The sequence below is a fragment of the Salinicoccus kekensis genome, from assembly GCF_900220995.1.
GTDB classification, from domain to species: Bacteria; Bacillota; Bacilli; order Staphylococcales; family Salinicoccaceae; genus Lacicoccus; species Lacicoccus kekensis.
On the sequence record NZ_OBQF01000003.1, the window covers coordinates 304,023 to 324,804 of the forward strand.

The following is a 20,782-nucleotide window of genomic DNA, read 5'->3' on the forward strand; positions in this document are numbered from 1 at the left end:
ATAACTCCCTATTTCAGATTATCGACGATCGTATCGATGTTGTGTTTGTACATGCTGATATATGTGCCACCCGGCGACCCGGCAGGGGCGAGCGAATCGGACAGTAACGCTTCATTGTCCCCGCTGATTACTTCGACTTCACCGCCGGCCGAAGTGACGATTTCCTGCAGGCGGGTCATGCGGTCCGGGTTCGTGGTCGATTCGAGGAATATCGCATTGATGTCATTTTCCAGGATCAGGTTTGCCGTCTGCTGGATCTGGTTGTTGGACACTTCCGAATCGGTTGAGAACCCCTGCGGTGCATGCACTTCTATGTCATAGCTTGCGGCGAGGTAGCCGAATGCATCGTGCGGCGTGATCAGGATGCGCGATTCTTCGGGGATTTCCTCAATGCGGCCTTCGACATAATTGTCGAGGTCATCAAGCTCCTCGAAGTAATCTTCGAGATTTTCCCGGTACTGCGCTTCATCATCCGGGTTCTTCTCGATCAGCACATTCATGACGTTGGTCATCGCCTCTTTATATAGGCCGATGTTGAACCAGAAATGGGGATCCACTTCAATGTCCCCCTCCTCTTCCATCGTTTCAAGTGATGAAGTATCCAGGTCATCGGCAATAGGAATGCCCGTCTCGAGCAGGTCGATCATCCGCCCCTCGAAGTTCAGCCCCTGATACATGATGAAATCAGATTCGTTGATCTTGATCAGGTCACTTGCCTTCGGCTGGTATACGTGGGGATCCTCCCCGGCGGGGATGATCAGTTCGACGTTGAAATGATCGACATCCTCCTCCAGCACCGAAACCATGTCATACAAAAATGTCGTGGTCACCGCGAACTGCGGCCTGCCGTCATCTGCGGCATTTCCGCTTGTGTTGCCGCATGCGGTGAGCAGCATCGTTAAACCTGTAAGCAATAAAAAAATCCCTCTCATAAGGAAACCTCCCTCCATTAAATATGGGTCATCTAATTTATAATTTAGGATACCCTAAACTCATGGACGGGTCAACTGAAAACATGGAGGGAGGAGGAGGAGAGAGTGCGTCCGCAAGGTTGAGTGTTGAAATCGGCTAATGTTGCGAAACCGGGAGCTGGATCCGCAACCTTGAGCCGGAAAGCGGCGGAGGGTTACGAAAATAGGGTGCCGATCCGGAACCTTGACCCGGAAACCAACGGAGGGTTACGAAAATAGGGTGCCGATCCGCAACCTTGACCCGGAAACCAACGGAGGGTTACGAAAATAGGGTGCCGATCCGCAACCTTGACCCGGAAACCAACAGAGGGTTGCGAAACCGGGAGCTGGATCCGCAACCTTGACCCGGAAACTGACGAAGGGTTGCGAAAAAGGGGTGCGGATCCGCAACCTTGAGCCGGAAAGCGGCGGAGGGTTACGAAAATAGGGTGCCGATCCGGAACCTTGACCCGGAAACCAACAGAGGGTTGCGAAAAAGGGGTGCAAATCCGCAACATCAACCCGCAAACCAGCCGAGGGTTACGAAACAAGCTGACAGCACAAAAAAACCGCTGCAGATTAATAGTCTGCAGCGGCCCTGAATTTTATTCTAGTCGTCTTTCCTGATGTTGTATTTCCAGGCTTTGTCCCTGTCCATCATCTTGATGGCGGCATAAACTAGGATGAACTGGATCGCAATGATCGGAATGCCCATCATGCCGGAAATCACTTCGAGCGGTGCGAGTCCGCCGATCTGCATCAGCACAAGTGCAAGTGCCGTGATGATGACGGCGACCAGTATGCGGACGAATTTCGATGGATCCTGTTCACTCATGTTCTCCTTACTTGTGTAGGCGGCAATGGTGAACGTCGTCGAATCGAGCGTGGTGATCAGGAAGATCGTCGCAATGATGATGAAGAGCACTATGATGATCGTCGACAGAGGCAGCGTCTCAAGGATGACCGGTATGATCGACGTCGGATCGTTTTCATCCGCGAGCGAAAGCACATCGATGTCCCCGGTCAGCTGACCATGGACGCCGATTCCGCCGAGGATGCCGGTTGCCACCCATGAGAGTGCAGTCGGCGCGACCATATAGGTCAGGATCATTTCCTTCACGGTGCGCCCTCTTGAAATCCTTGCCGCAAAGACGCTGTGCAGCATCGCCCATGTGGCGTTGTAGGCAAACCAGAACACCAGATGGTTTTTGATGAATGACGTCTGTTCGATTGCGGTGGCTTCAGTGAAGAATGAGAACGTCAAATAATTGCTGAGCAGATGCCCGACGGTTTCCGTGAAGAAGTCCATGATGAATATCCCGGGTCCGACGATCAGTATGAATAGGGCGAGTGCCGCTGCCAGGTAGATGTTGGCGACACTCAGCCGCTTGATGCCTTTCTCGATCCCGACGTATGCACTGATTGAAAACAGGAAGACCCAGATGATAGTGACGATCATCGTCATGGTGAATGTCACTTCCGTATCCAGGAGTGCAGCAAGGTTCGTCGTGATGATCGGTGTTCCGAGCCCGAGGGTGACCGCAGCACCGGAAAGTATGCTCACAAGGAATAAAATATCGAGCAGGGTGCCGCCGAGGCCGTCGGTGAACTTATCCCCGAATAAAATTCTCGTCGCTTCGGAAATGCGCATCATCGGCCGCTTTTTAACATGGACGATATAAGCAATCGCCGGAGCGGCCATGACGAAGACGGAGAAAGTCTGCAGGCTCCATATGAACATCCCGTAGGAGTTGCCCCATAACATCGATTCCGGAGAACCCGCTTCAATGCCTATGGGCGGATTGTTGGCGATATCCGCCCACTGAATCATCCCCGTCCTCATGATTGTGGAGCCGAGCCCCATCGCAATAAGTAAAGCTGAATACTGGAACAGTGTGAAATCCGGCTTTTCCGCAGGATCACCGAGCACGACTTTCCCGTATTTCGAAAAGGCCAGATAGAGTCCGATGAACACCAGGATGTTTGCATACCATATGTATCCCCAGCCGAAGTTCGTGACGATCGCATCGAATATGCTGTTCAGCAATTCGAGTGATTCCGACTCGTACAGTCCAAAGGGGATGCTGATGAGTATGATAATGATTACAGAAGGAATTAATATGCGTTTCTCCACCAATTTCCATCGGTTTTCTTTTCCATTCAAATCTCCCACTCCCTTTTTACTCTCGTATTCCCAGATTGTCACACATTAAACAAAAATAAGAAAACACGCCTCACCGGCGTGCTTTGGTCAATCATTTTTCAAGCAGTGCTTCTTCCTCGTCCCGGGAATGGATTTCATTGATTATGATGACTGAATTTGCGAAATCGATCAACTGCTGGTAATCGGGCTTCTCCCCGCCAAGCTCATGCTTCATCTTATCAGCAATGACACGCATCAGGTCATGATCGCGGATCAGATGCTGGACTTTATCATGCAGGCCGGGATCATTCTTCACCGCAATGGTGTACAGCCCCTCATCCTCTTCTTCAGTATCTGCATGGACGATGATCTTGCCCTCCACAAATTCGATGAAGGATTCGATTTCTTCGGCCAGATGATCATACTCCTTCTTCTCCAAAAGCTCCCTCATGCCTTCGATCCTTTCTTTTGCGCCGCCGAGCCCGGCGTCATGGATCGCTTTATGTGAATCGAACTTCCTCAAAGCCGGTCCTACCATCTCAAACACTCCAATCTTTTATTTTTCCAGCGGGTTCGTCGCCCACATTTCCGTGTTTTTAACGAGTGTGCGCGGGTGGATCTTCAAGTTGTTGACGATGATGTCCGCGATGTCTTCAGGCTGGGTCATGGTCTCTTCCTGCAGCTTCGTGTTGCCGATGAGCGATGTGTTGACCGCAGAAGGTGTCAGGTAGGACACCCGGATGTTGTGCGGGCGCATCTCTTTCAGAAGCCCCTCGGTCATGCCGATGACGGCAAACTTCGTTGCGGAATAAAGTGACCCGCCCGGCCCGGAACGGAGTCCTGATACGGAAGCGACATTGACGACGTCGCCGCTCTTCTGCTCCACCATGCCCGGCAGTACGGCCTGCAGCATATGGTACATGCCGAAGACGTTCACCTGCATCATCTTCTCGAAATCCTCCGTCTTCGATTCAAGGAAAGGCCCGCTGCCCATCATGCCGGCATTGTTGATCAGAATATCGATGGAATCGAACTTTTCCTTCACTTCTTTGACGGCTGACTGTACGCCGCCTTCATCGGAGACGTCCGCACTAATAGCGATGACTTCCACGCCTGTTTTGGCGATTTCTGATTTCGCTTCTTCCAGTGCTTTTTCGTCACGCCCCATGATGGCGACGTTGACCCCTTCTTTTGCGAGGTTCAATGCGGTATGGAAGCCGATGCCGCGGCTGCCCCCCGTGATGATTGCGTTTTTACCTTCTAAGTTCTGCATATATACACTCCATTCCTCATTTACTGCCATTGTATCAAAGCGGACACTGTCAATCATTGATAAAGCCCGTCAATTTCTATAAAATGAACTTAAGCGCTTACACTTGACGACAGGAGAGATATGAATGGAAAAATGGCTGGAAACCGCAAGGCGGTACGATGCGGACGATCAACTCAGCAAATACAGGGACGAATTCTATATCGGCGAAAATTTATATTATATGGACGGGAACTCCCTCGGACTGATGAGCCGCCGTGCCGAGGCGAGTGTGCTGGACGTGATGGACGACTGGAAGACGCTCGGCATCGATGGCTGGACGGAAGGCGAACGGCCGTGGTTCTACATGTCGGAGCGCATCGGTGAACTGATGGCAGGCCTCATCGGCGCGGACCCGGTGTCGGTGCTTGCGACCAATTCCACGACGGTCAACATCCACCAGACCGTAAGGACCTTGTATCAGCCGACGGAAGACAGATATAAGATCCTGGTGGATGAACTGAACTTTCCATCGGACATCTACGCGGTCCAGGCCGTGCTGGATGACTACGGTCACGGTGACGGCCTGTTGAAGGCAAAGAGCCGCGACGGGCATAATTTGGAGACGGAAGACATCATCGCTCTCATGGATGAGAGCGTGGCACTCATCCTGCTGCCGGCTGTGCTGTACAGGAGCGGCCAGATACTGGATATGGAGCGGCTGACGAGGGCCGCCCACGAGAAAGGGATCATCATCGGTTTTGATTTATGCCATTCAATCGGCGCGATACCGCACGAATTGAAAGACTGGGGCGTCGACTTTGCGGTATGGTGCACCTATAAGCACCTGAACGGCGGCCCCGGGTCCGTTGCAGGCCTCTATGTCCATCCAAAGCATCATCATAAGCAGGTCTCTTTGAGAGGCTGGTTCGGCAACAATAAAGAAAGCCAGTTCGATATGGATCACACATTCGACCCGGCGGCGGACATCAGCCAGTATCAGATCGGCACGCCCCATATACTGTCGATGGCGCCTTTACTCGGCGCGCTCGAAATATTCAATGAAGCGGGCATTGCGGATGTAAGGGAAAAATCACTGAAGCTGACCGGCTTCATGCTTGAGATGCTGGATGCCGAATTCGAAAAATACGGCTTTGAGATCGTCACACCGCGCCCGGCTGATGCGCGGGGCGGACACGTGCTCATCGGCCATGAGAATGCAGCGGGCATCAATGCGGCATTGAAATCAAGGGGCGTCATTCCCGACTTTAGGGCGCCAAGTTTTGTCAGGATTGCGCCGGTCGCGCTGTATAACAGTTTCGAAGATGTTTATCATGCGCTTAAGATCTTAAAAGAGATCATGGATGACGGAACCTACAAAAAATTCGGCAACCGGCGGGGTGTGGTGGCATGACATGGATCGACATCTCACAGACTTTGACGGATGACACAGCACATTGGCCGGAGGACACACCGTTCAGTTTCGAGCTGCCGGTCACGAAGGCGGAAACGGGCTCGGTGAACATCGGGAAGATCACGACGAGCACACATACCGGTACGCATATCGATGCGCCTTTCCATTTCGATGAAGCGGGCGGCACCGTGGAAACGCTCGATATCAACCGGTATATCGGGGATGCGACGATCATTTCGGTATATGATACAGAAGTGATCACAAAACCCCTGCTCTCGCGTTTTGAAATCAAAGGTACGATACTGCTCATAAAAACGCAGGAGGCATACGACACTGAGACATTCCCCGAAACCGTGCCGGTGCTGGACGGGGATGCGGTGGAATACCTTGCATCAGCCGGCATCAAGTTATTCGGCATCGATGTACCGTCCGTGGATGCCCTCGATTCGAAAGATTTAACGATACATCACAAACTGCATCAAAATGATATCATGATCATCGAGAATGTCGTGCTGGCGGGGACGCCGGACGGATTCTACGATTTCATCGCCCTGCCTTTAAAAATCAAAGGCGGAGACGGCTCGCCCGTCCGGGCGGCCGTCAAAGCCAAGGGGGAGTAGGAATGTCAGAATACCAGGACAAGACGCTGAGCGGGGAAAATGTAAAAACGGACTTCAATAAGGATATGACCTACGGGGAATATTTATCTCTGGAGCAGGTGCTGACGGCACAGAAGCCGTTATCCGATGAGCACGATGAGCAGCTGTTCATCATCATCCACCATGTTTCGGAATTATGGATGAAACTGATGATCCATGAACTGAACTCGGCGATCCAGGATATAGGGGCGGACGATTTCAGGGTGGCGTTCAAAAAACTTGCGCGGGTGGCGAACGCCCAGCAGCAGATCATCTCTTCATGGGATGTCCTTGCGACCCTGACGCCGAGCGATTACCTGAAATTCAGGGATGTGCTTGCGAATGCCTCAGGCTTCCAATCCTACCAGAACCGCATGATGGAATACTGCCTCGGCTACAAGACGACGCACGCTTTGAAGATCTATGAAAAAGATCCGGAAATATACGGACGGCTGAAACGCCAGCTCGAGACGCCGAGCATATATGATGCGACGATCCATGCGGTCCACAGGGCCGGGTTCCATATCGATAAAGCCGTGCTGGAGAGGGACGTTACAAAAGATTATGAGGCGAATGATTCGGTCAAGGAAGCGTTCAGGCAGATCTATTTGAATTCCGATGAATATTTCGTGTTATATGAACTTCTGGAGAAGCTTGTCGATATTGAGGACAGGTACAGCCAGTGGCGTTTCAGGCATATGAAGACGGTGGAGCGGATCATCGGTTTCAAGACGGGCACGGGCGGCAGTTCCGGCGTGAACTATTTGAAGCGGGTGATCGACAAATATTTCTTCAAGGAGTTATGGGAACTGCGGACCGAACTATAAAAGGAGGGACTGGATGTGGTGGATTACGGACAGACGAATATTTTCGATGATGTAATCAAAGAGGACGAGACGTTCGTCATCGTCGTGCAGGAGATCATGGATCAGCCGGGCGGCCTGCAGAAAAAGGTGCTCAGGGAATATCCAAGCCTGAAGATGGATCAGATGAAGAATTTATTTGCCCATCTGAAAGATTTCTACCTGGAGGAGGAGCTGTCCGACACGGGCAGGTACTTCGACATAACGGTATACACGAACGAGGAGTACGCAGGCGAGAACATATATGCCCATATCAAGCGGCACCGGGGCAGCAAAGGCTGGACGACGAGCACGAAATGAAGAGGGGCGGGCAGTCCCAAAAGGACTGTCCGTCAATTTTTCTTGTCCGCATGGAATTTACAAACATATTACATTTGCATTTATATAAAAAGTTTGTGACTCTGATGATTAATATTTATAATAGAAGTGTATACATAAGTATACCTAAAATATTCGTAGCGAATCGGAGGATGTTCAAATGAGAATTATTGTAGCTGGAGGAGACGGCTTTTGTGGATGGCCGACTGCACTCTACTTATCTGAAAAGGGTCATGAAGTGACTATAGTGGACAATCTGGTCAGAAGGAAATATGATGAGGAGCTCAATTCCAACTCGGTCACGCCGATTGCATCACTGGAAGAGCGTGTTGCTAAATGGAATGAAATCACCGGCAAAGAGATCAAGGTATACGAAGGTGATTTGAATCATTATGATTTCCTGAGCCTGGTGTTCAAACAGGAACGGCCTGAAGCATTTGTACATTTTGCGGAACAGCGTTCGGCACCATACTCCATGATCGACCGCGAGCATGCTGTCTATACACATCAGAACAACGTCATCGGCAACTTGAATGTGCTGTATGCGATCAAGGAATTCGAACCGGACTGCCATCTGATCAAGCTTGGCACGATGGGTGAATACGGACAGCCGAACATTGACATCGAAGAAGGATATATCGAAGTTGAACATAAAGGCAGGAAGGATGTCCTGCCATACCCGAAACAGCCGGGCTCTTTCTACCATCTTACGAAAGTGCATGATACGGACAACATCATGTTCGCATGTAAAATCTGGGGCATCCGTGCAACGGATCTGAACCAGGGTGTCGTATACGGGCTGAACACTGAAGAGACGCTGAAGGACCCGGTCCTCGTCAACCGCCTCGACTACGATGCGATCTTCGGAACGGCATTGAACCGCTTCATCACACAGGCGGCGATCGGCCACGATATGACTGTCTACGGTGCTGGCGGCCAGACGAGAGGTTACCTGAACATCAAAGATACTGTGCGCTGTGTTGAAATTGCTGCTGAAAATCCGGCGGACAAAGGTGAGTTCAGGGTGTTCAACCAGTTCACCGAATCATTCTCCGTTCTGGAACTTGCACAAAAAGTCCAGGAAGTCGCAAAAGATCTCGGCATCGACGTAGAAGTTTCAAACGTTGAAAACCCGCGTGTCGAAAAAGAGGAACATTATTACAACGCAGTCAACACTGCACTGATCGACCTGGGTCTTGAACCGCACCTTCTGACGGACGATGTCCTGAAGGAAATCCTCGAGTACTGCCTGCAGCATAAGGACAGGATCATCGTGGATAACGTGATGCCGCAGGTCACTTGGAAATAATTAGTTGGAAAGCTGGAGGCTGCTGACGCATGAAAATCGCGATTGTAACAGAGACATTTCTGCCATCCACGGATGGCATCGTAACAAGATTGAAAAAAGCGATCGATTATTTTTTGGATGAAGGTCACGAAGTGCTGGTCATCGCTCCGGATCTCGGCGTCAGGGACTACAAAGGTGCGAAAGTGATCGGCGTGAAGCCGGTCACTTTCCCTTTTTACAGATACAGGAAGTGGGGCTTCCCGTCACGCAAAGTCCACCGGGAGCTGAAGAAATTCGACCCGGACGTGGTGCACGCCGTCAATCCGCTGCTGCTTGCAACGAGTGCGGTGATCGCTGCCCAGAAACTGGATGTGCCGCTCGTATCTTCATATCATACGCACCTGCCGAAGTACCTTGATTTTTATTCGGTGTATAAGCCGTTAAAACCCCTGCTCTGGTGGTATATCAGGCGGCAGCATAAAAATGCCGATGTCAACCTGGTCACATCACAGTCGATGTATGATGAACTTGACCGTGAGGGTGTGAAGAGGCTGTCGATCATCCCGCGCGGTGTGGACATCGAAAAGCGCCACCCGAAATTCCAGGATGCAAAGATGCGGGAGTACCTGACAGGCGGCAGGCCGGACAATAAACTGCTTGTCTTCATAGGAAGGCTTGCGATAGAAAAAGAGATACATAAGCTTTTGCCGATGCTTGAGACAAGGTCGGACATCAGTCTGGCCATCGTCGGCGACGGGCCGGCAAGGAAGGAACTTGAGAGGACGTTTGCAGGCACGGGCACGGTATTCACAGGATTCCTGCATGGTGAGGAGCTGTCAAAAGCTTATGCGTCGAGCGATGCCTTCATATTCCCGAGCATTTCGGAAACGCTCGGTCTTGTCATACTTGAAGGGATGGCATCAGGACTTCCGGTCATCGCCGCAAAAAGCGGACCGACGTTGGAGCAGGTCACCCACGGGGAAAATGGCATGCTCTTTGAAAACGAAAACCTGGACAGTCTCCTTGAAGCGGTCGAAATGATTGATGATGAGGAGAAATTCAACAGGATCAGGAAAGAGGCGAGGGAGGAAGCGCTCAAATACTCCTGGGAGAATGCCTCGAAACGCCTGCTCGATTATTACAAGGATGCAAGGGACAGACATTCCGTGGGCAGGAGTGACTGATTTACAGGAGGGATTCATATGAGAATGGTGGATATTATTGCAAAAAAACGTGACGGCGAACCGCTTACAAAAGAAGAAATCGACTTTGTAGTGGAAGGTTATACGAAGGATGATATACCGGACTATCAAGTATCAAGCCTGATGATGGCGATCTTCTTCAATGATATGAACGATGCGGAACGTGCCGATCTCACGATGGCGATGGTGGCTTCCGGCGACCGGATCGACTTGTCGGAAATCGACGGCGTGAAAGTCGACAAGCATTCAACAGGAGGCGTCGGTGATACGACGACGCTCGTTTTGGCACCACTTGTTGCAGCACTCGGAGTACCGGTTGCGAAGATGAGCGGCCGCGGCCTCGGGCACACCGGCGGGACGATCGATAAGCTTGAGGCGGTGGAAGGGTTCCACGTGGAAATCACGGAACGTGAATTCATCGATATCGTGAACCGCGACAAAGTCGCGGTCATCGGCCAGTCGGGCAATCTGACACCGGCGGATAAGAAACTCTACGCCCTCCGGGATGTGACGGCGACGGTCAATTCGATCCCGTTGATCGCAAGCTCCATCATGAGCAAGAAGATCGCGGCGGGTGCGGATGCCATCGTGCTTGATGTCAAAGTCGGCGACGGCGCCTTCATGAAGACGGAGGAAGACGCCGCAGAACTCGCAAAAGCGATGGTCACGATCGGCAATGATGTCGGCCGCAGGACTATGGCGATCATTTCAAGCATGGAAGAGCCGCTCGGACGCGCCATCGGCAATGCACTCGAAGTGCAGGAAGCGATAGAGACGCTGAAAGGTGAGGGGCCGGAAGATCTGACGGAACTGAGCCTCGAGCTCGGCAGCCAGATGGCGGTGCTCGGCGGTGCAGCGGAGACGCTTGAAGAGGCACGCGAGAAGCTCCAGGGCGTCATCGATGACGGCAGCGCACTTGAAAAATTCAAAGTGTTCCTCAGGAACCAGGGCGGCGACGCCTCCATCGTCGATGATGTGAGTAGGCTGCCCCAGGCAGAATTCAAGTTTGAGGTGGAATCCAAGACGTCCGGATATGTCGAGGAGATCGGCTCAGAAGCGATGGGCATCGCATCAAGTATGCTCGGTGCCGGCCGTCAGACGAAAGACGATGAAATCGACCTTGCCGTCGGCCTCATGTTGAACAAAAAGGTCGGAGACCGGGTGGAGGCTGGAGAATCCCTTGTGACCATCCACAGCAACACCGAAGATGTCGAAGCCGTCAAAACGAAAGTTCTTGAAAACTACAAGATCGGCGGGGATGAAAAAGACATCCCGCTCATCCGTAAAATGATCACCGAATAATATGATGAGGAGTAAAACCATGATTGAAGAATGGATTCCGCAATACAATAAACTCACTAAGGCAGAGCAGCAGCGTCTGGCTGAAACATTCGAAGCGCTTGATATCGATGAGATAGAGAAGGTGTATGAGGAAGCTTACCTCAATCCGCAGCCGGTCGATATGGAGAAAATCGAGGAGATCCCCTACGTTTCAGCCGAATCACTTGATGATTCCCAAAAAGAAGCGCTGGAGGGACGGGCTGAAGATGCTGTCAGGAAAGGGGAGTTCGCGGTCCTCCTGATGGCGGGCGGGCAGGGCACCCGCCTTGAACATCCCGGCCCGAAGGGCACGTTCTCATTTGACGGTGTCTCTTTGTTCGAGCTCCAGGCGCGCCAGCTTAAGAAGTATGAGACTGGGGAAGGCCTGCCGGTGCACTGGTACATCATGACGAGTGACATCAACCACTCTGAAACGCTGGATTTCTTCAAGAAAAACGACTATTTCGGCCTGCCTGAAGAAAATGTGCACTTCTTCAAACAGGAACATTTCCCCCCGGTCGGGAAGGATAAGACTCTGCTGCTGACTGCCGACAGGAAGATCATGATGACGCCTAACGGCAACGGCGGCGTGTTCTCCTCATTATATGAGTCTGGCATGCTCGAAGATATGAAGGCACGCGGAGTCAGACATGTCTTCATGAACAATGTGGACAATGCGGTTGTCAAAGTGCTGGACCCTCTGCTTGCCGGCCTGCATCTGGAGGAAGGCGGCGAGGTGACATCGAAATCAATCGTTCCGAAGCCCGGTGAGAGCGTCGGCCGGCTGAGCCTGGTGGACGGTGCCAAGGCGGTGGTCGAGTACACGGAACTGCCTGAAGGGACGGACCGCGAATTCCTGAACGGAAATATCGGCATCCATATTTTCACGACAGATTTTCTGGATAAGGCCGGAAAAGTCGAGATGCCCTACCATCTTGCTTTGAAGAAGCTTGAATTCCTCGATGCAGAACTTGATGAAGTGAAAGAGGAAGTGCTGAAGTTCGAGAAGTTTTATTTCGATGCTTTCAAGCATGCAGAATCCCACCATACGCTGCAGGTTGACAGGAAGGGCGAATTTTCGCCGCTTAAAAATAAAGAAGGTAAAGACAGCATAGAAACGGCGTATCATGACCTTAAATCCGAAGGACTGATCTGATGGCTAAAAATGACGGGACGGTCAAGGCATACAACGAGAAAGCGCACAAGAGCACGATGCGCCACATGATCCCGTTATCTTTCGGGGAAGAAGTCGGCAACAGTGTGAGTCACGGGGTGGCGGCGATCATCTTCATCATGCTGCTGCCGTTCACATCCGTGTACATGTACCTGGAGGGCGGGATGGCGCATGCCGTCGGCGGATCCATCTATGTCATCAGTATACTGTTCATGTTCCTCACTTCGACGCTGTACCACTCAGTACCGCACAACACGAGGCACAAATACGTCATGCGCCTGCTTGATCACAGTCTGATCTACGTTGCGATCGCGGGTACATACACACCGATCGCAATTTCCGTCATCGGCGGATTCTGGGGGACTTTCACACTCATCATCCAATGGACCGCGGCCGTGGGCGGCATACTGTATAAAGTGCTGAGCCCGAAAGTCAGCTCCAGGGTCAGCATGATCTTTTATCTTCTCATGGGCTGGATGGCCGTATTGTTCGCACCGCTCATCATCAGTGAGACGAACTGGGTATTCATCAGCCTGATCGCACTCGGGGGTATCAGTTATACGGTGGGTGCATGGTTTTATTCTCAGAAAGAGCGGAAATATTTTCATATGATATGGCATTTCTTCATCATCGCTGCAAGTGCGATGCATTACGTGGCCATCGTATTTTATATTTAATTAGGATTAACCTTCACATTTCCAATCAGTTTGTTAAGATGAAGCCTGGGTCAAAAATATTTATGGAGTTGATTTGATGAAGATTGTCTTTTACGGTGCAGGAAACATGGCAAGTGCGATTTTTATCGGCATGATAGAAAATCGTGTTGTCGAGCCTTCTGATATATACTTGACCAGCAGAAGCATGCAGGAGAAAATCATGTTCTTTAAAGAAAAACTGGGCGTCAACGTTTCTTATGATGACCAGGAATTGCTGAAAGATGCAGATTACGTGATACTCGCGAGTAAACCGCAGAGTTTTCCTGCTGTTGCGGAACGGATCAGGCCGTATCTTGAACCGAAGACAAAAGTCGTTTCAGTCATGGCAGGGACCCAGATCAAGACAATCCGGCGGGAACTCAAAACTGAAAACCCGATTGCAAGGATCATGCCGAACACCAATGCAATGGTCCGCCATTCAGTGAACGGCATATCATATTCCGAAAATTTCACGGACAGGGATGAACTGATAGAACTGATGGAGAGTTTCGGCACCACCGTCACTGTTGGGGAAGATGAGATGCATAACATCACCGCTGCGACGGGCTCAGGTTCCGCTTTCCTCTATTATATATATGAAATGTATGCAGAAAGCCTGATGGAACTCGGCTTCGATGAAGAAGAGGCGATGTTTTTGACAAGGAACCTCGTCATCGGGGCAGGCAAGATGGTCGAAGACTCGGAGCTGTCCTTCAGCGATCTGCGTAAGAATATCACGTCGAAGCACGGTACGACGGAAGCGGGCCTCAATGCCCTGGACGGCGAGGGCCTGAAGAAGATATTGATCACGACCCTGAATGCTGCAGCAAGCCGCAGCGAAGAGCTGAGTCAGGATGAAGAGGAATGATAAGCGATACTTCATATTACAGTTAATATGAAGTATTTTTTTAAGGAGGCAGTCTATGAAGACATTATATAAAAATGGCAGGATATACAGCATGGCTTCGCATGATGAAGTGTTTGAGAGCATCCTGACGGAGGATGGCAGGGTGATTGCAGTGGATCCGGGGGATGTGGACGCGGACCGGGTGATCGACCTTGGGGGCGGTGCGATGCTGCCCGGGCTGAACGATACACACCTCCATCTCGTGATGGTGGGCAAAAGGCTGAAGTCGCTTGTTTTATACGATGAAGACGATGTGGATCGTGTAAAAGAACTGATTAAAAATCACAGCTCCGACCGCAAATGGAATATGATACTCGGATATGATGAGAATAATTTCAAAGATGCATACCGGATCAACCGGCATGAGCTGGACGAACTGACGGAGAAACCGACACTCATAGCCAGGGTCTGCCAGCATGCGGGAGTCGTCAACACTAAAGCCCTTGAAGCTCTCGGCATCGATGCTTCAGTGGAAGATCCCGAAGGCGGCTCATATGAACGGGATGAAAACGGTGAACTGACGGGCTGGGTGTACGATACGGCCTTTGATAAGTTCAGGGCGGCCCAGGTGGAAGACACGATCGAGTCGGTCAGCGATGACATCACGGTCGCGGTTGAACATCTGTATACGCTCGGTGTCACCGGCGTACATACCGAAGATATGGCATATTACGGGGAAAATGATGTGCCGCTGAATGCCTACCTGAACACGATCGGTGAGGATGCTTTGAAGTTCAGGGTGAACCTGCTCAGGCATGAGTCCGTTTATGAAGAGATGGTGGATAAAGATCCGAAGTATAAAAAGGACTGGGTCGACAAAGATGCGATGAAGATATTCGCAGACGGCGCCTTCGGCGGCCGCACCGCCCTGATGAAAGAACCATATGAAGACAGTGATGAGACCGGTCTCAGGATACATACAAGCGAAAACCTGGAAGCGCTCGTCCAAAAAGCGAGGCGGAACGGGGATGCGGTCGCTGTCCATGTGATCGGTGACAGGGCGGTCGAGATGGTGCTGGATGCGATTGAGAAATATCCTGCCCCGGAAGGGTTGCATGACCGTCTTATCCATGTCAGCCTGCTCGATGAGGATTTGATTGCACGCATGTCCAGGCTGAGTGTGATCTGCGACATCCAGCCGACGTTCCTGACGTCTGATATGCCGTGGGTGGAGGACTATATCGGTGAAGAACGTGCTGCACGGCTCTATAATTTCAAGACGATGCAGGACAATGGGCTGCTGCTCGGCGGTGGATCGGATGCGCCGATCGAGGATGTCAACCCGCTTCCGGGCATCCATGCACTGGTCACAAGAGAGGGCAAAACGGGTGTATATAATGAAGGAGAAAGAGTCGGCGTGTTCGAGGCATTCCAGATGTACACCAAGAATGCAGCGGAGATCGTCTACCGCGGGGACCGTTCAGGCCTGATCAAAGAAGGCTACTATGCGGACTTCGCAGTGTTCGACCGGGATGTCATGAACGTTGAAGCGGACGCATTGCTGGAGGCGGAAGTTTTATATACGATTATAGAAGATGAAGTGGTTTATCAAAAAGGAGGAATTTAAGTGACATTAAAAGTTGGTATTTTTGGTGCCGGACACGGCGGAGTGACGGCTGCGGCCGATTTAACAAAAAAAGGGTACACGGTTACGCTTTATCAGTCCCCGGATTCGAAAAGTGATTTGAGCAAACTGAGTGAGAACAATGAAATCATTTTGAACGGGGAACCGGTCAAAATACATGCGTTCACCCGTGATGTGAAAGAAGCGGTCAGTGGACAGGATGTACTGATGCTTGCCATCCCTGCGCCTGCTGTGGAAAAGGTAGCTGAAAACATCGGCCCGCATATCGAAGACGGACAGCACATCTACATCAACAGTGCCAGTGCCATGTGCAGCATCAGGTTCCGCAACGTGATGGACAAACTCGGCGTCGATAAAGACATCAAAGTGGGCGAATCCATGTCGCTGACATATGCTTCAAGGTACAATGCGGAAACGAATGAAGCAAACCTGATCGGCTACAATGAATACAACCTCTTTGCAGCCTACCCGGCCAAAGATACTGATGAGATGCTGGAAGTCCTCGGCGGAATGTATGATTTCGTCAAGGCGGACACCATCATCGAAGTCACTTTGAATAACGGCAACCCGGAAAGCCATCCCGGCCCGTCGATCCTCAATGCAGGCCGCATCGACTATGCCGGTGACAGTTTCTACTTATATAAGGAAGGCATCACTGAACATACGGTCAACGTGGTGCATAAGATAGATGAGGAACGCCAGGAAATATGCAGGAAGCTCGGTTATGACGCGGTCGATAAATCGGCACGCAGCGTGCGGAGCGGATACTTCGAAGAAGGCAAGCCGCTGCTGAAGCAGTTCAATGAATCCCCGATGCTCAGGGAGATACTCGGCCCGACACATCTGGAAAACCGTTATATCACCGAAGATGTCGAAAGCGGGCTCGTCCTGTGGGCAAGCATCGGTGATGCGGTCGGTGTGGACACGCCGGTGATGGATGCAGTCATCACACTGACGGGCGTCCTTCTTGAAAGGGACTACTTTGAAATCGGCCTTACACTGGACAAGCTCGGCATAGAGATCAAAGACGCCGAAGAACTGAATCAGATCATGACCGGATAAATGAAGCAATAAAAGACCCGTACGCCGTTCCTCCGGGAACGGTATACGGGTTTTTCATGCACGAATTTTTTATTCAGTATCTTTTTTGTAGTATTTGCCTTCCGTATGGAAGAATTCATTATACAGCTGAATAATTTTAGGTGACAACAGCAGCACCGCGATCAGGTTCGGCAACACCACAAAGAACAGTGTGAGATCGAGCAGTGACCATAAGAAGGTCGCCCCGCCGACGGCACCGAGAACGATTGAAATGATATAGACGACCTTGATGGCCGTGCCGGCCCATAATCCGAATAAAAATTCCGCCTGCCTTGCACCGTAAAAGATGACGACTGTAATCGTGGAGAAGACGAATAGTACTAAAGCCACCGCAACCACGCTGCTGCCGATGGTGCCGAACGTCTCCTCGAATGCACGTGCAGTCAGTGCTTCACGCACGCTGTCTTCATGGGCGTCGCCATGCTGCCATACACCTGTAATCAATACGACGAACCCGGTGATGGTGCAGATGATGAGAGTATCGACGACGATCTGGATGACTGCCCAGAACGCCTGCCTGATCGGGTGGTCGGTCTGTGCAGCTGCATGGGCGATCGGTGATGTACCGAGCCCGGCTTCGTTACTGTATATACCGCGCGCAAATCCCCAGCGGATCGATTCCGCGAGAACCACACCGGCGCCTCCGCCAAGCGCGGCGGTCGGATTGAACGCTTCCGTGAAAATGAGTACGAAAATTTCAGGCACCATATCGACATGGATGAAGATGATGATGAGCCCTGCGATGATATATAATAAAGCCATCACAGGAACAAGGTATGAAGTGACCCGGCCGATGCGCCTGACGCCGCCGAAAACGACGATGCCCGCAAATATTGCGATGAATATGCCGGTGAATACCGGCGGTATGGAGAAGCTGTCGGTGATGGTGCTTGCAACGGAGTTGCTCTGCACCATGATGCTCGGTATCAGTTCTATCATCAGGAAGAATGCATACCAGACGGCGAGGATCTTCCCGATCATCGGCCACTTGATCCCTTTCTGCATGTAGTACATCGGGCCGCCCACATATTCCCCGATGGCATTTTTCTCGCGGTAATGGACACCAAGCGCGGTTTCCCCGAATTTCAGGGCCATGCCGATGAAAGCGATGACCCACATCCAGAACAGTGCGCCCGGACCCCCGAGCATGATCGCAACAGGCACCCCGACGATGTTGGCGGCACCGATCGTGGAAGAGAGCGCTATGGTCAGTGTCTGAAACGGCGTGACGGTCCCCTTGCCCCGCGTCTTTTTACCGACCTGTCCGATGGTCTGCTGAAATATGTAAAGCGGTCTTCTGAACTGGAAGAATTTCAGCCGGAAAGTCAGGTACACACTCACGACCAAAAGCGCAATGATGATCGGGTACCCCCAGAGGAAATCGGATATTGCTGTAATTATTTCCATACATCTCATCCCCAATATTTAATTTTTTTGGAACTTAAATAAATATTATTAAAACTAATGATAAAAGGCAACATGAAGTTAGAATATTTTAAATATTTAAATGGGGGTTTTTTTCATTTCTTGAGGAGGAGAATGAAGAAAATCAGTGAAAAATTCGCGGACTTATCATAAATTGAAGGTTAATTCTTAAATTATTACATAGTGGTTATGTTATGATTATTATATTGAATTTTACAGATAAAGGAGTAATACAATGCTATCAAATAAAGAAGTAGAAGAGCTTCTCGGTGAAATCAACGATCCGATACTGAATGTCCCGCTGAAGGATACTGAGGGGATCGTCGAAGTCAAGGTGAAAGAAGAGAAGGAGCATGTCAGTGTCAAGCTCGCCATCGGACGCATGGGCGGCCAGGAACAGCTGGATCTGCAGATGACGGTGGTCGACCTGCTCAAAGAGAAAGGTTTTGCCACAGTCGGCATCCGCTTTGAGGAGTTGGAAGATGACCTGATCAATGAGCACAGGGGCAGCGAAGCCTCCGAGATAGAAAGCAAGATCAACGACGGCAAGACGGAATTCATCGCCATCGCTTCCGGTAAAGGCGGCGTCGGCAAATCGACGGTTGCGGTCAACATCGCCGTCTCACTTGCAAACGCCGGCAAAAAAGTAGGCATCATCGATGCGGATATATACGGGTTCAGTGTACCGGATATGATGGGTATAATGGAGAAACCTGCCGTTGAAGGGGAAAAGATCATCCCTGTAAACCGTTATGGCGTTCAAGTCATCTCCATGGCATTCTTCGTTGAGGAGAATACACCTGTCATCTGGCGCGGGCCGATGCTTGGTAAAATGCTGACGAGCTTCTTCAATGAAGTGCAGTGGGGCGAACTGGATTACCTGATCCTCGACCTGCCGCCGGGAACAGGCGACATCGCACTTGATGTCCATCAAATGCTCCCGTCCAGTAAAGAAATCATCGTCACGACTCCGCACCCTACTGCAGCATTCGTTGCAGCACGTGCAGGTTCCATGGCACTTCATACTGACCATGAAATCATCGGTGTCATTGAAAATATGAGTTACTTCGAAAGCGAAACTACAGGTCAGAGAGAGTACGTATTCGGTACGGGCGGTGGAGAAAAGCTCGCCGCAGATCTCGAAGTGCCGCTGCTTGGACAAGTGCCGCTCGGCCAGCCGAAGTGGGATCACGACGATTTCGCACCATCCATCTACAAAGAAGGCGAAATCAGCGAGATCTACAGAAATATAGCCAACAACATTATCGAACAGAGTAAAGAACAGAGTGAAGACTAGTAGGAGAAAGTGTCATGACATCAAAATATCTGGTTAAGTTTTATTTTACTACTTTACTCATCGGGACGGTCATATCGACCGTCATCAGCCTGATCCTGGAATATGAAAATGTCACGAGTTACCTGTTCAGAGGGGAAATCGGTGAATTTCTTGCAGGACTGATCTGGTTCATCACCTTCGGTCTGTTGATAGCGACGATCAGTCAGGTGGCATTTTTCGTATACCTGTTCGTCCATCCGCTTGGTATGGGGATATTCAGGAGTTTCTGGCCGTACATCCAGCTGCTGCTCATAATCTATGCAATCTTTGACCTCTTCTATTTCAGATTTTATGAAGTGGGTGTGGATCAGGGCTCCGTCTGGGGCTTCATGTGGATACCGATCATGATGATTGTATTCGGTGTCCTTGTCGCAAGATATAAGAATCAGCAGGTCAAAGAGGCGAACGTCTTCATACCTTCATTATTCTTCATGGTCTTCATCACGGCGATCACAATGATACCTTTCATTGTGGTGGATGATACTTCCTGGATTTTCAGGTCAGTATTCGCAATCCTTGTGATGAATGCATATCAGCTCATCAAGCTGCCGGACTACATAGAGGCATCACAGCAGGAGAAGGAGGCACGCGGAAGGATCACCAAAAGTGATATCAATGATAAGAAGCGTGCGGAACTGAGAAAAGAGCGGGATGATAAAGCCCGTCAGGAAAAAATTGCGAAGCAGCAGAAGAAGAAAGCGAAAAACGATGAGAAGAAGGCGGTCAAGAACCGCAAAAGGGGCAGCGTCAAAGAACGGTGACATGCCTTACGCCCGGTGCCTGGAGAGGCGCCGGGCGGTTTTTTATATACAGCGGAAGAAGAGATCATCAGGGTGGTTTGTAAAAGTACAATAAAAGATATGGGGAAGTTGTTGACGTTCATCCGGAAACTTGGTATTCTATAAAAGTCGCTTAAAGAGCTAAGCAACGCAGCAGAAAATCGAATATTAATTTTGTTAAATTCATATTAAATTACTGTTGCAAAGAAATAAAAGCTATGTTAAGATATTTAAGCAACACAGCAAACGAAGAACATTGAAAACTGAATGACAATATGTCAACGTTAATTCCGATAAACAAGTCTTCCATTATGGAAGCAGTTGAGGCGCACAACACAAAACGCAATTGATACTGTCAGTATCATAACGAGCTCAAGATGAGCTTTCCATTTATG

19 protein-coding genes are annotated in these 20,782 nt (G+C 50.5%); 14 read left to right on the forward strand and 5 right to left on the reverse strand.

What is annotated here, in order from left to right; genetic code table 11:
- Positions 1-8: 8 nt before the first annotated feature.
- The 4 genes from CRN96_RS08130 to CRN96_RS08145 all read right to left on the reverse strand — a co-directional run bounded on the left by CRN96_RS08130 (position 9) and on the right by CRN96_RS08145 (position 4,366).
- Positions 9-932, reverse strand: coding sequence for a metal ABC transporter solute-binding protein, Zn/Mn family (locus CRN96_RS08130; RefSeq protein WP_097040967.1), 924 nt, complete (start codon positions 930-932; stop codon positions 9-11).
- A 628-nt stretch (positions 933-1,560) separates the two neighbouring features.
- Positions 1,561-3,123 (reverse strand): BCCT family transporter, encoded by a 1,563-nt coding sequence (locus CRN96_RS08135; RefSeq protein ID WP_097040969.1) that lies wholly within the window; start codon positions 3,121-3,123, stop codon positions 1,561-1,563.
- Between the two features lie 82 nt (positions 3,124-3,205).
- The gene (locus tag CRN96_RS08140; protein ID WP_425442527.1) at positions 3,206-3,640 is read right to left on the reverse strand and encodes a hypothetical protein; all 435 of its coding nucleotides are present in this window, start codon (positions 3,638-3,640) and stop codon (positions 3,206-3,208) included.
- Positions 3,641-3,649: 9 nt separating this feature from the next.
- The gene (locus CRN96_RS08145) at positions 3,650-4,366 is read right to left on the reverse strand and encodes a 3-ketoacyl-ACP reductase (protein WP_097040974.1); all 717 of its coding nucleotides are present in this window, start codon (positions 4,364-4,366) and stop codon (positions 3,650-3,652) included.
- 124 nt (positions 4,367-4,490) lie between these two features.
- Here CRN96_RS08145 and kynU point away from each other — a divergent pair, with 124 nt between their 5' ends.
- The 12 genes from kynU (at position 4,491) to CRN96_RS08205 (ending at position 16,808) form a co-directional block, all read left to right on the forward strand.
- Positions 4,491-5,756 carry a kynureninase gene (kynU, locus tag CRN96_RS08150; RefSeq protein WP_097040976.1) on the forward strand — a complete coding sequence of 422 codons (1,266 nt, stop codon included), beginning with the start codon at positions 4,491-4,493 and terminating at the stop codon, positions 5,754-5,756.
- Positions 5,753-6,376 (forward strand): cyclase family protein, encoded by a 624-nt coding sequence (locus CRN96_RS08155; RefSeq protein WP_097040978.1) that lies wholly within the window; start codon positions 5,753-5,755, stop codon positions 6,374-6,376. Before kynU ends, CRN96_RS08155 begins: the two co-directional genes overlap by 4 nt.
- Positions 6,377-6,378: 2 nt before the next feature.
- Positions 6,379-7,221 carry a tryptophan 2,3-dioxygenase gene (locus tag CRN96_RS08160; protein ID WP_097040981.1) on the forward strand — a complete coding sequence of 281 codons (843 nt, stop codon included), beginning with the start codon at positions 6,379-6,381 and terminating at the stop codon, positions 7,219-7,221.
- Between the two features lie 15 nt (positions 7,222-7,236).
- Positions 7,237-7,557, forward strand: coding sequence for a hypothetical protein (locus CRN96_RS08165; protein ID WP_097040983.1), 321 nt, complete (start codon positions 7,237-7,239; stop codon positions 7,555-7,557).
- Positions 7,558-7,735: 178 nt separating this feature from the next.
- Entirely contained in the window at positions 7,736-8,884 is a 1,149-nt protein-coding gene (locus CRN96_RS08170) for an NAD-dependent epimerase/dehydratase family protein (RefSeq protein ID WP_097040985.1), read from the forward strand.
- Between the two features lie 29 nt (positions 8,885-8,913).
- The gene (locus CRN96_RS08175) at positions 8,914-10,047 is read left to right on the forward strand and encodes a glycosyltransferase family 4 protein (RefSeq protein WP_097040988.1); all 1,134 of its coding nucleotides are present in this window, start codon (positions 8,914-8,916) and stop codon (positions 10,045-10,047) included.
- 18 nt (positions 10,048-10,065) lie between these two features.
- A complete protein-coding gene (locus CRN96_RS08180; RefSeq protein WP_097040990.1) occupies positions 10,066-11,367 on the forward strand; it encodes a pyrimidine-nucleoside phosphorylase in 1,302 nt (433 codons plus the stop codon).
- 19 nt (positions 11,368-11,386) lie between these two features.
- A complete protein-coding gene (locus CRN96_RS08185) occupies positions 11,387-12,541 on the forward strand; it encodes a UTP--glucose-1-phosphate uridylyltransferase (RefSeq protein WP_097040992.1) in 1,155 nt (384 codons plus the stop codon).
- Positions 12,541-13,236, forward strand: coding sequence for a PAQR family membrane homeostasis protein TrhA (trhA, locus tag CRN96_RS08190; protein WP_097040999.1), 696 nt, complete (start codon positions 12,541-12,543; stop codon positions 13,234-13,236). Before CRN96_RS08185 ends, trhA begins: the two co-directional genes overlap by 1 nt.
- Positions 13,237-13,312: 76 nt before the next feature.
- Entirely contained in the window at positions 13,313-14,122 is an 810-nt protein-coding gene (proC, locus tag CRN96_RS08195) for a pyrroline-5-carboxylate reductase (RefSeq protein ID WP_097041001.1), read from the forward strand.
- A 55-nt stretch (positions 14,123-14,177) separates the two neighbouring features.
- Positions 14,178-15,728 (forward strand): amidohydrolase, encoded by a 1,551-nt coding sequence (locus CRN96_RS08200; RefSeq protein ID WP_097041003.1) that lies wholly within the window; start codon positions 14,178-14,180, stop codon positions 15,726-15,728.
- A complete protein-coding gene (locus CRN96_RS08205) occupies positions 15,729-16,808 on the forward strand; it encodes an NAD/NADP-dependent octopine/nopaline dehydrogenase family protein (RefSeq protein ID WP_097041005.1) in 1,080 nt (359 codons plus the stop codon).
- A 69-nt stretch (positions 16,809-16,877) separates the two neighbouring features.
- On the opposite strand, the gene CRN96_RS08210 is transcribed toward CRN96_RS08205, so the two are convergent.
- The gene (locus tag CRN96_RS08210; RefSeq protein WP_097041007.1) at positions 16,878-18,254 is read right to left on the reverse strand and encodes an alanine/glycine:cation symporter family protein; all 1,377 of its coding nucleotides are present in this window, start codon (positions 18,252-18,254) and stop codon (positions 16,878-16,880) included.
- Positions 18,255-18,507: 253 nt separating this feature from the next.
- Between CRN96_RS08210 and CRN96_RS08215 the strand changes: the two genes are divergently transcribed.
- Together CRN96_RS08215 and CRN96_RS08220 are read left to right on the forward strand one after the other, a co-directional pair.
- Positions 18,508-19,569 carry an Mrp/NBP35 family ATP-binding protein gene (locus tag CRN96_RS08215; RefSeq protein ID WP_097041009.1) on the forward strand — a complete coding sequence of 354 codons (1,062 nt, stop codon included), beginning with the start codon at positions 18,508-18,510 and terminating at the stop codon, positions 19,567-19,569.
- A gap of 14 nt (positions 19,570-19,583) precedes the next feature.
- On the forward strand, positions 19,584-20,369 hold the full coding sequence (locus CRN96_RS08220) for a KinB-signaling pathway activation protein (RefSeq protein ID WP_097041011.1): 786 nt from the start codon (positions 19,584-19,586) through the stop codon (positions 20,367-20,369).
- Positions 20,370-20,782: the final 413 nt, after the last annotated feature.

Bases quoted from the DNA above. Each gene is read 5' to 3' on its own strand.
- CRN96_RS08130 (WP_097040967.1), bottom strand. From the start codon at position 932: ATGAGAGGGATTTTTTTATTGCTTACAGGTTTAACGATGCTGCTCACC.
- CRN96_RS08145 (WP_097040974.1), bottom strand. From the start codon at position 4,366: ATGCAGAACTTAGAAGGTAAAAACGCAATCATCACGGGGGGCAGCCGC.
- kynU (WP_097040976.1), top strand. From the start codon at position 4,491: ATGGAAAAATGGCTGGAAACCGCAAGGCGGTACGATGCGGACGATCAA.
- CRN96_RS08155 (WP_097040978.1), top strand. From the start codon at position 5,753: ATGACATGGATCGACATCTCACAGACTTTGACGGATGACACAGCACAT.
- CRN96_RS08160 (WP_097040981.1), top strand. From the start codon at position 6,379: ATGTCAGAATACCAGGACAAGACGCTGAGCGGGGAAAATGTAAAAACG.
- CRN96_RS08170 (WP_097040985.1), top strand. From the start codon at position 7,736: ATGAGAATTATTGTAGCTGGAGGAGACGGCTTTTGTGGATGGCCGACT.
- CRN96_RS08175 (WP_097040988.1), top strand. From the start codon at position 8,914: ATGAAAATCGCGATTGTAACAGAGACATTTCTGCCATCCACGGATGGC.
- CRN96_RS08180 (WP_097040990.1), top strand. From the start codon at position 10,066: ATGAGAATGGTGGATATTATTGCAAAAAAACGTGACGGCGAACCGCTT.
- CRN96_RS08185 (WP_097040992.1), top strand. From the start codon at position 11,387: ATGATTGAAGAATGGATTCCGCAATACAATAAACTCACTAAGGCAGAG.
- trhA (WP_097040999.1), top strand. From the start codon at position 12,541: ATGGCTAAAAATGACGGGACGGTCAAGGCATACAACGAGAAAGCGCAC.
- proC (WP_097041001.1), top strand. From the start codon at position 13,313: ATGAAGATTGTCTTTTACGGTGCAGGAAACATGGCAAGTGCGATTTTT.
- CRN96_RS08200 (WP_097041003.1), top strand. From the start codon at position 14,178: ATGAAGACATTATATAAAAATGGCAGGATATACAGCATGGCTTCGCAT.
- CRN96_RS08210 (WP_097041007.1), bottom strand. From the start codon at position 18,254: ATGGAAATAATTACAGCAATATCCGATTTCCTCTGGGGGTACCCGATC.
- CRN96_RS08215 (WP_097041009.1), top strand. From the start codon at position 18,508: ATGCTATCAAATAAAGAAGTAGAAGAGCTTCTCGGTGAAATCAACGAT.
- CRN96_RS08220 (WP_097041011.1), top strand. From the start codon at position 19,584: ATGACATCAAAATATCTGGTTAAGTTTTATTTTACTACTTTACTCATC.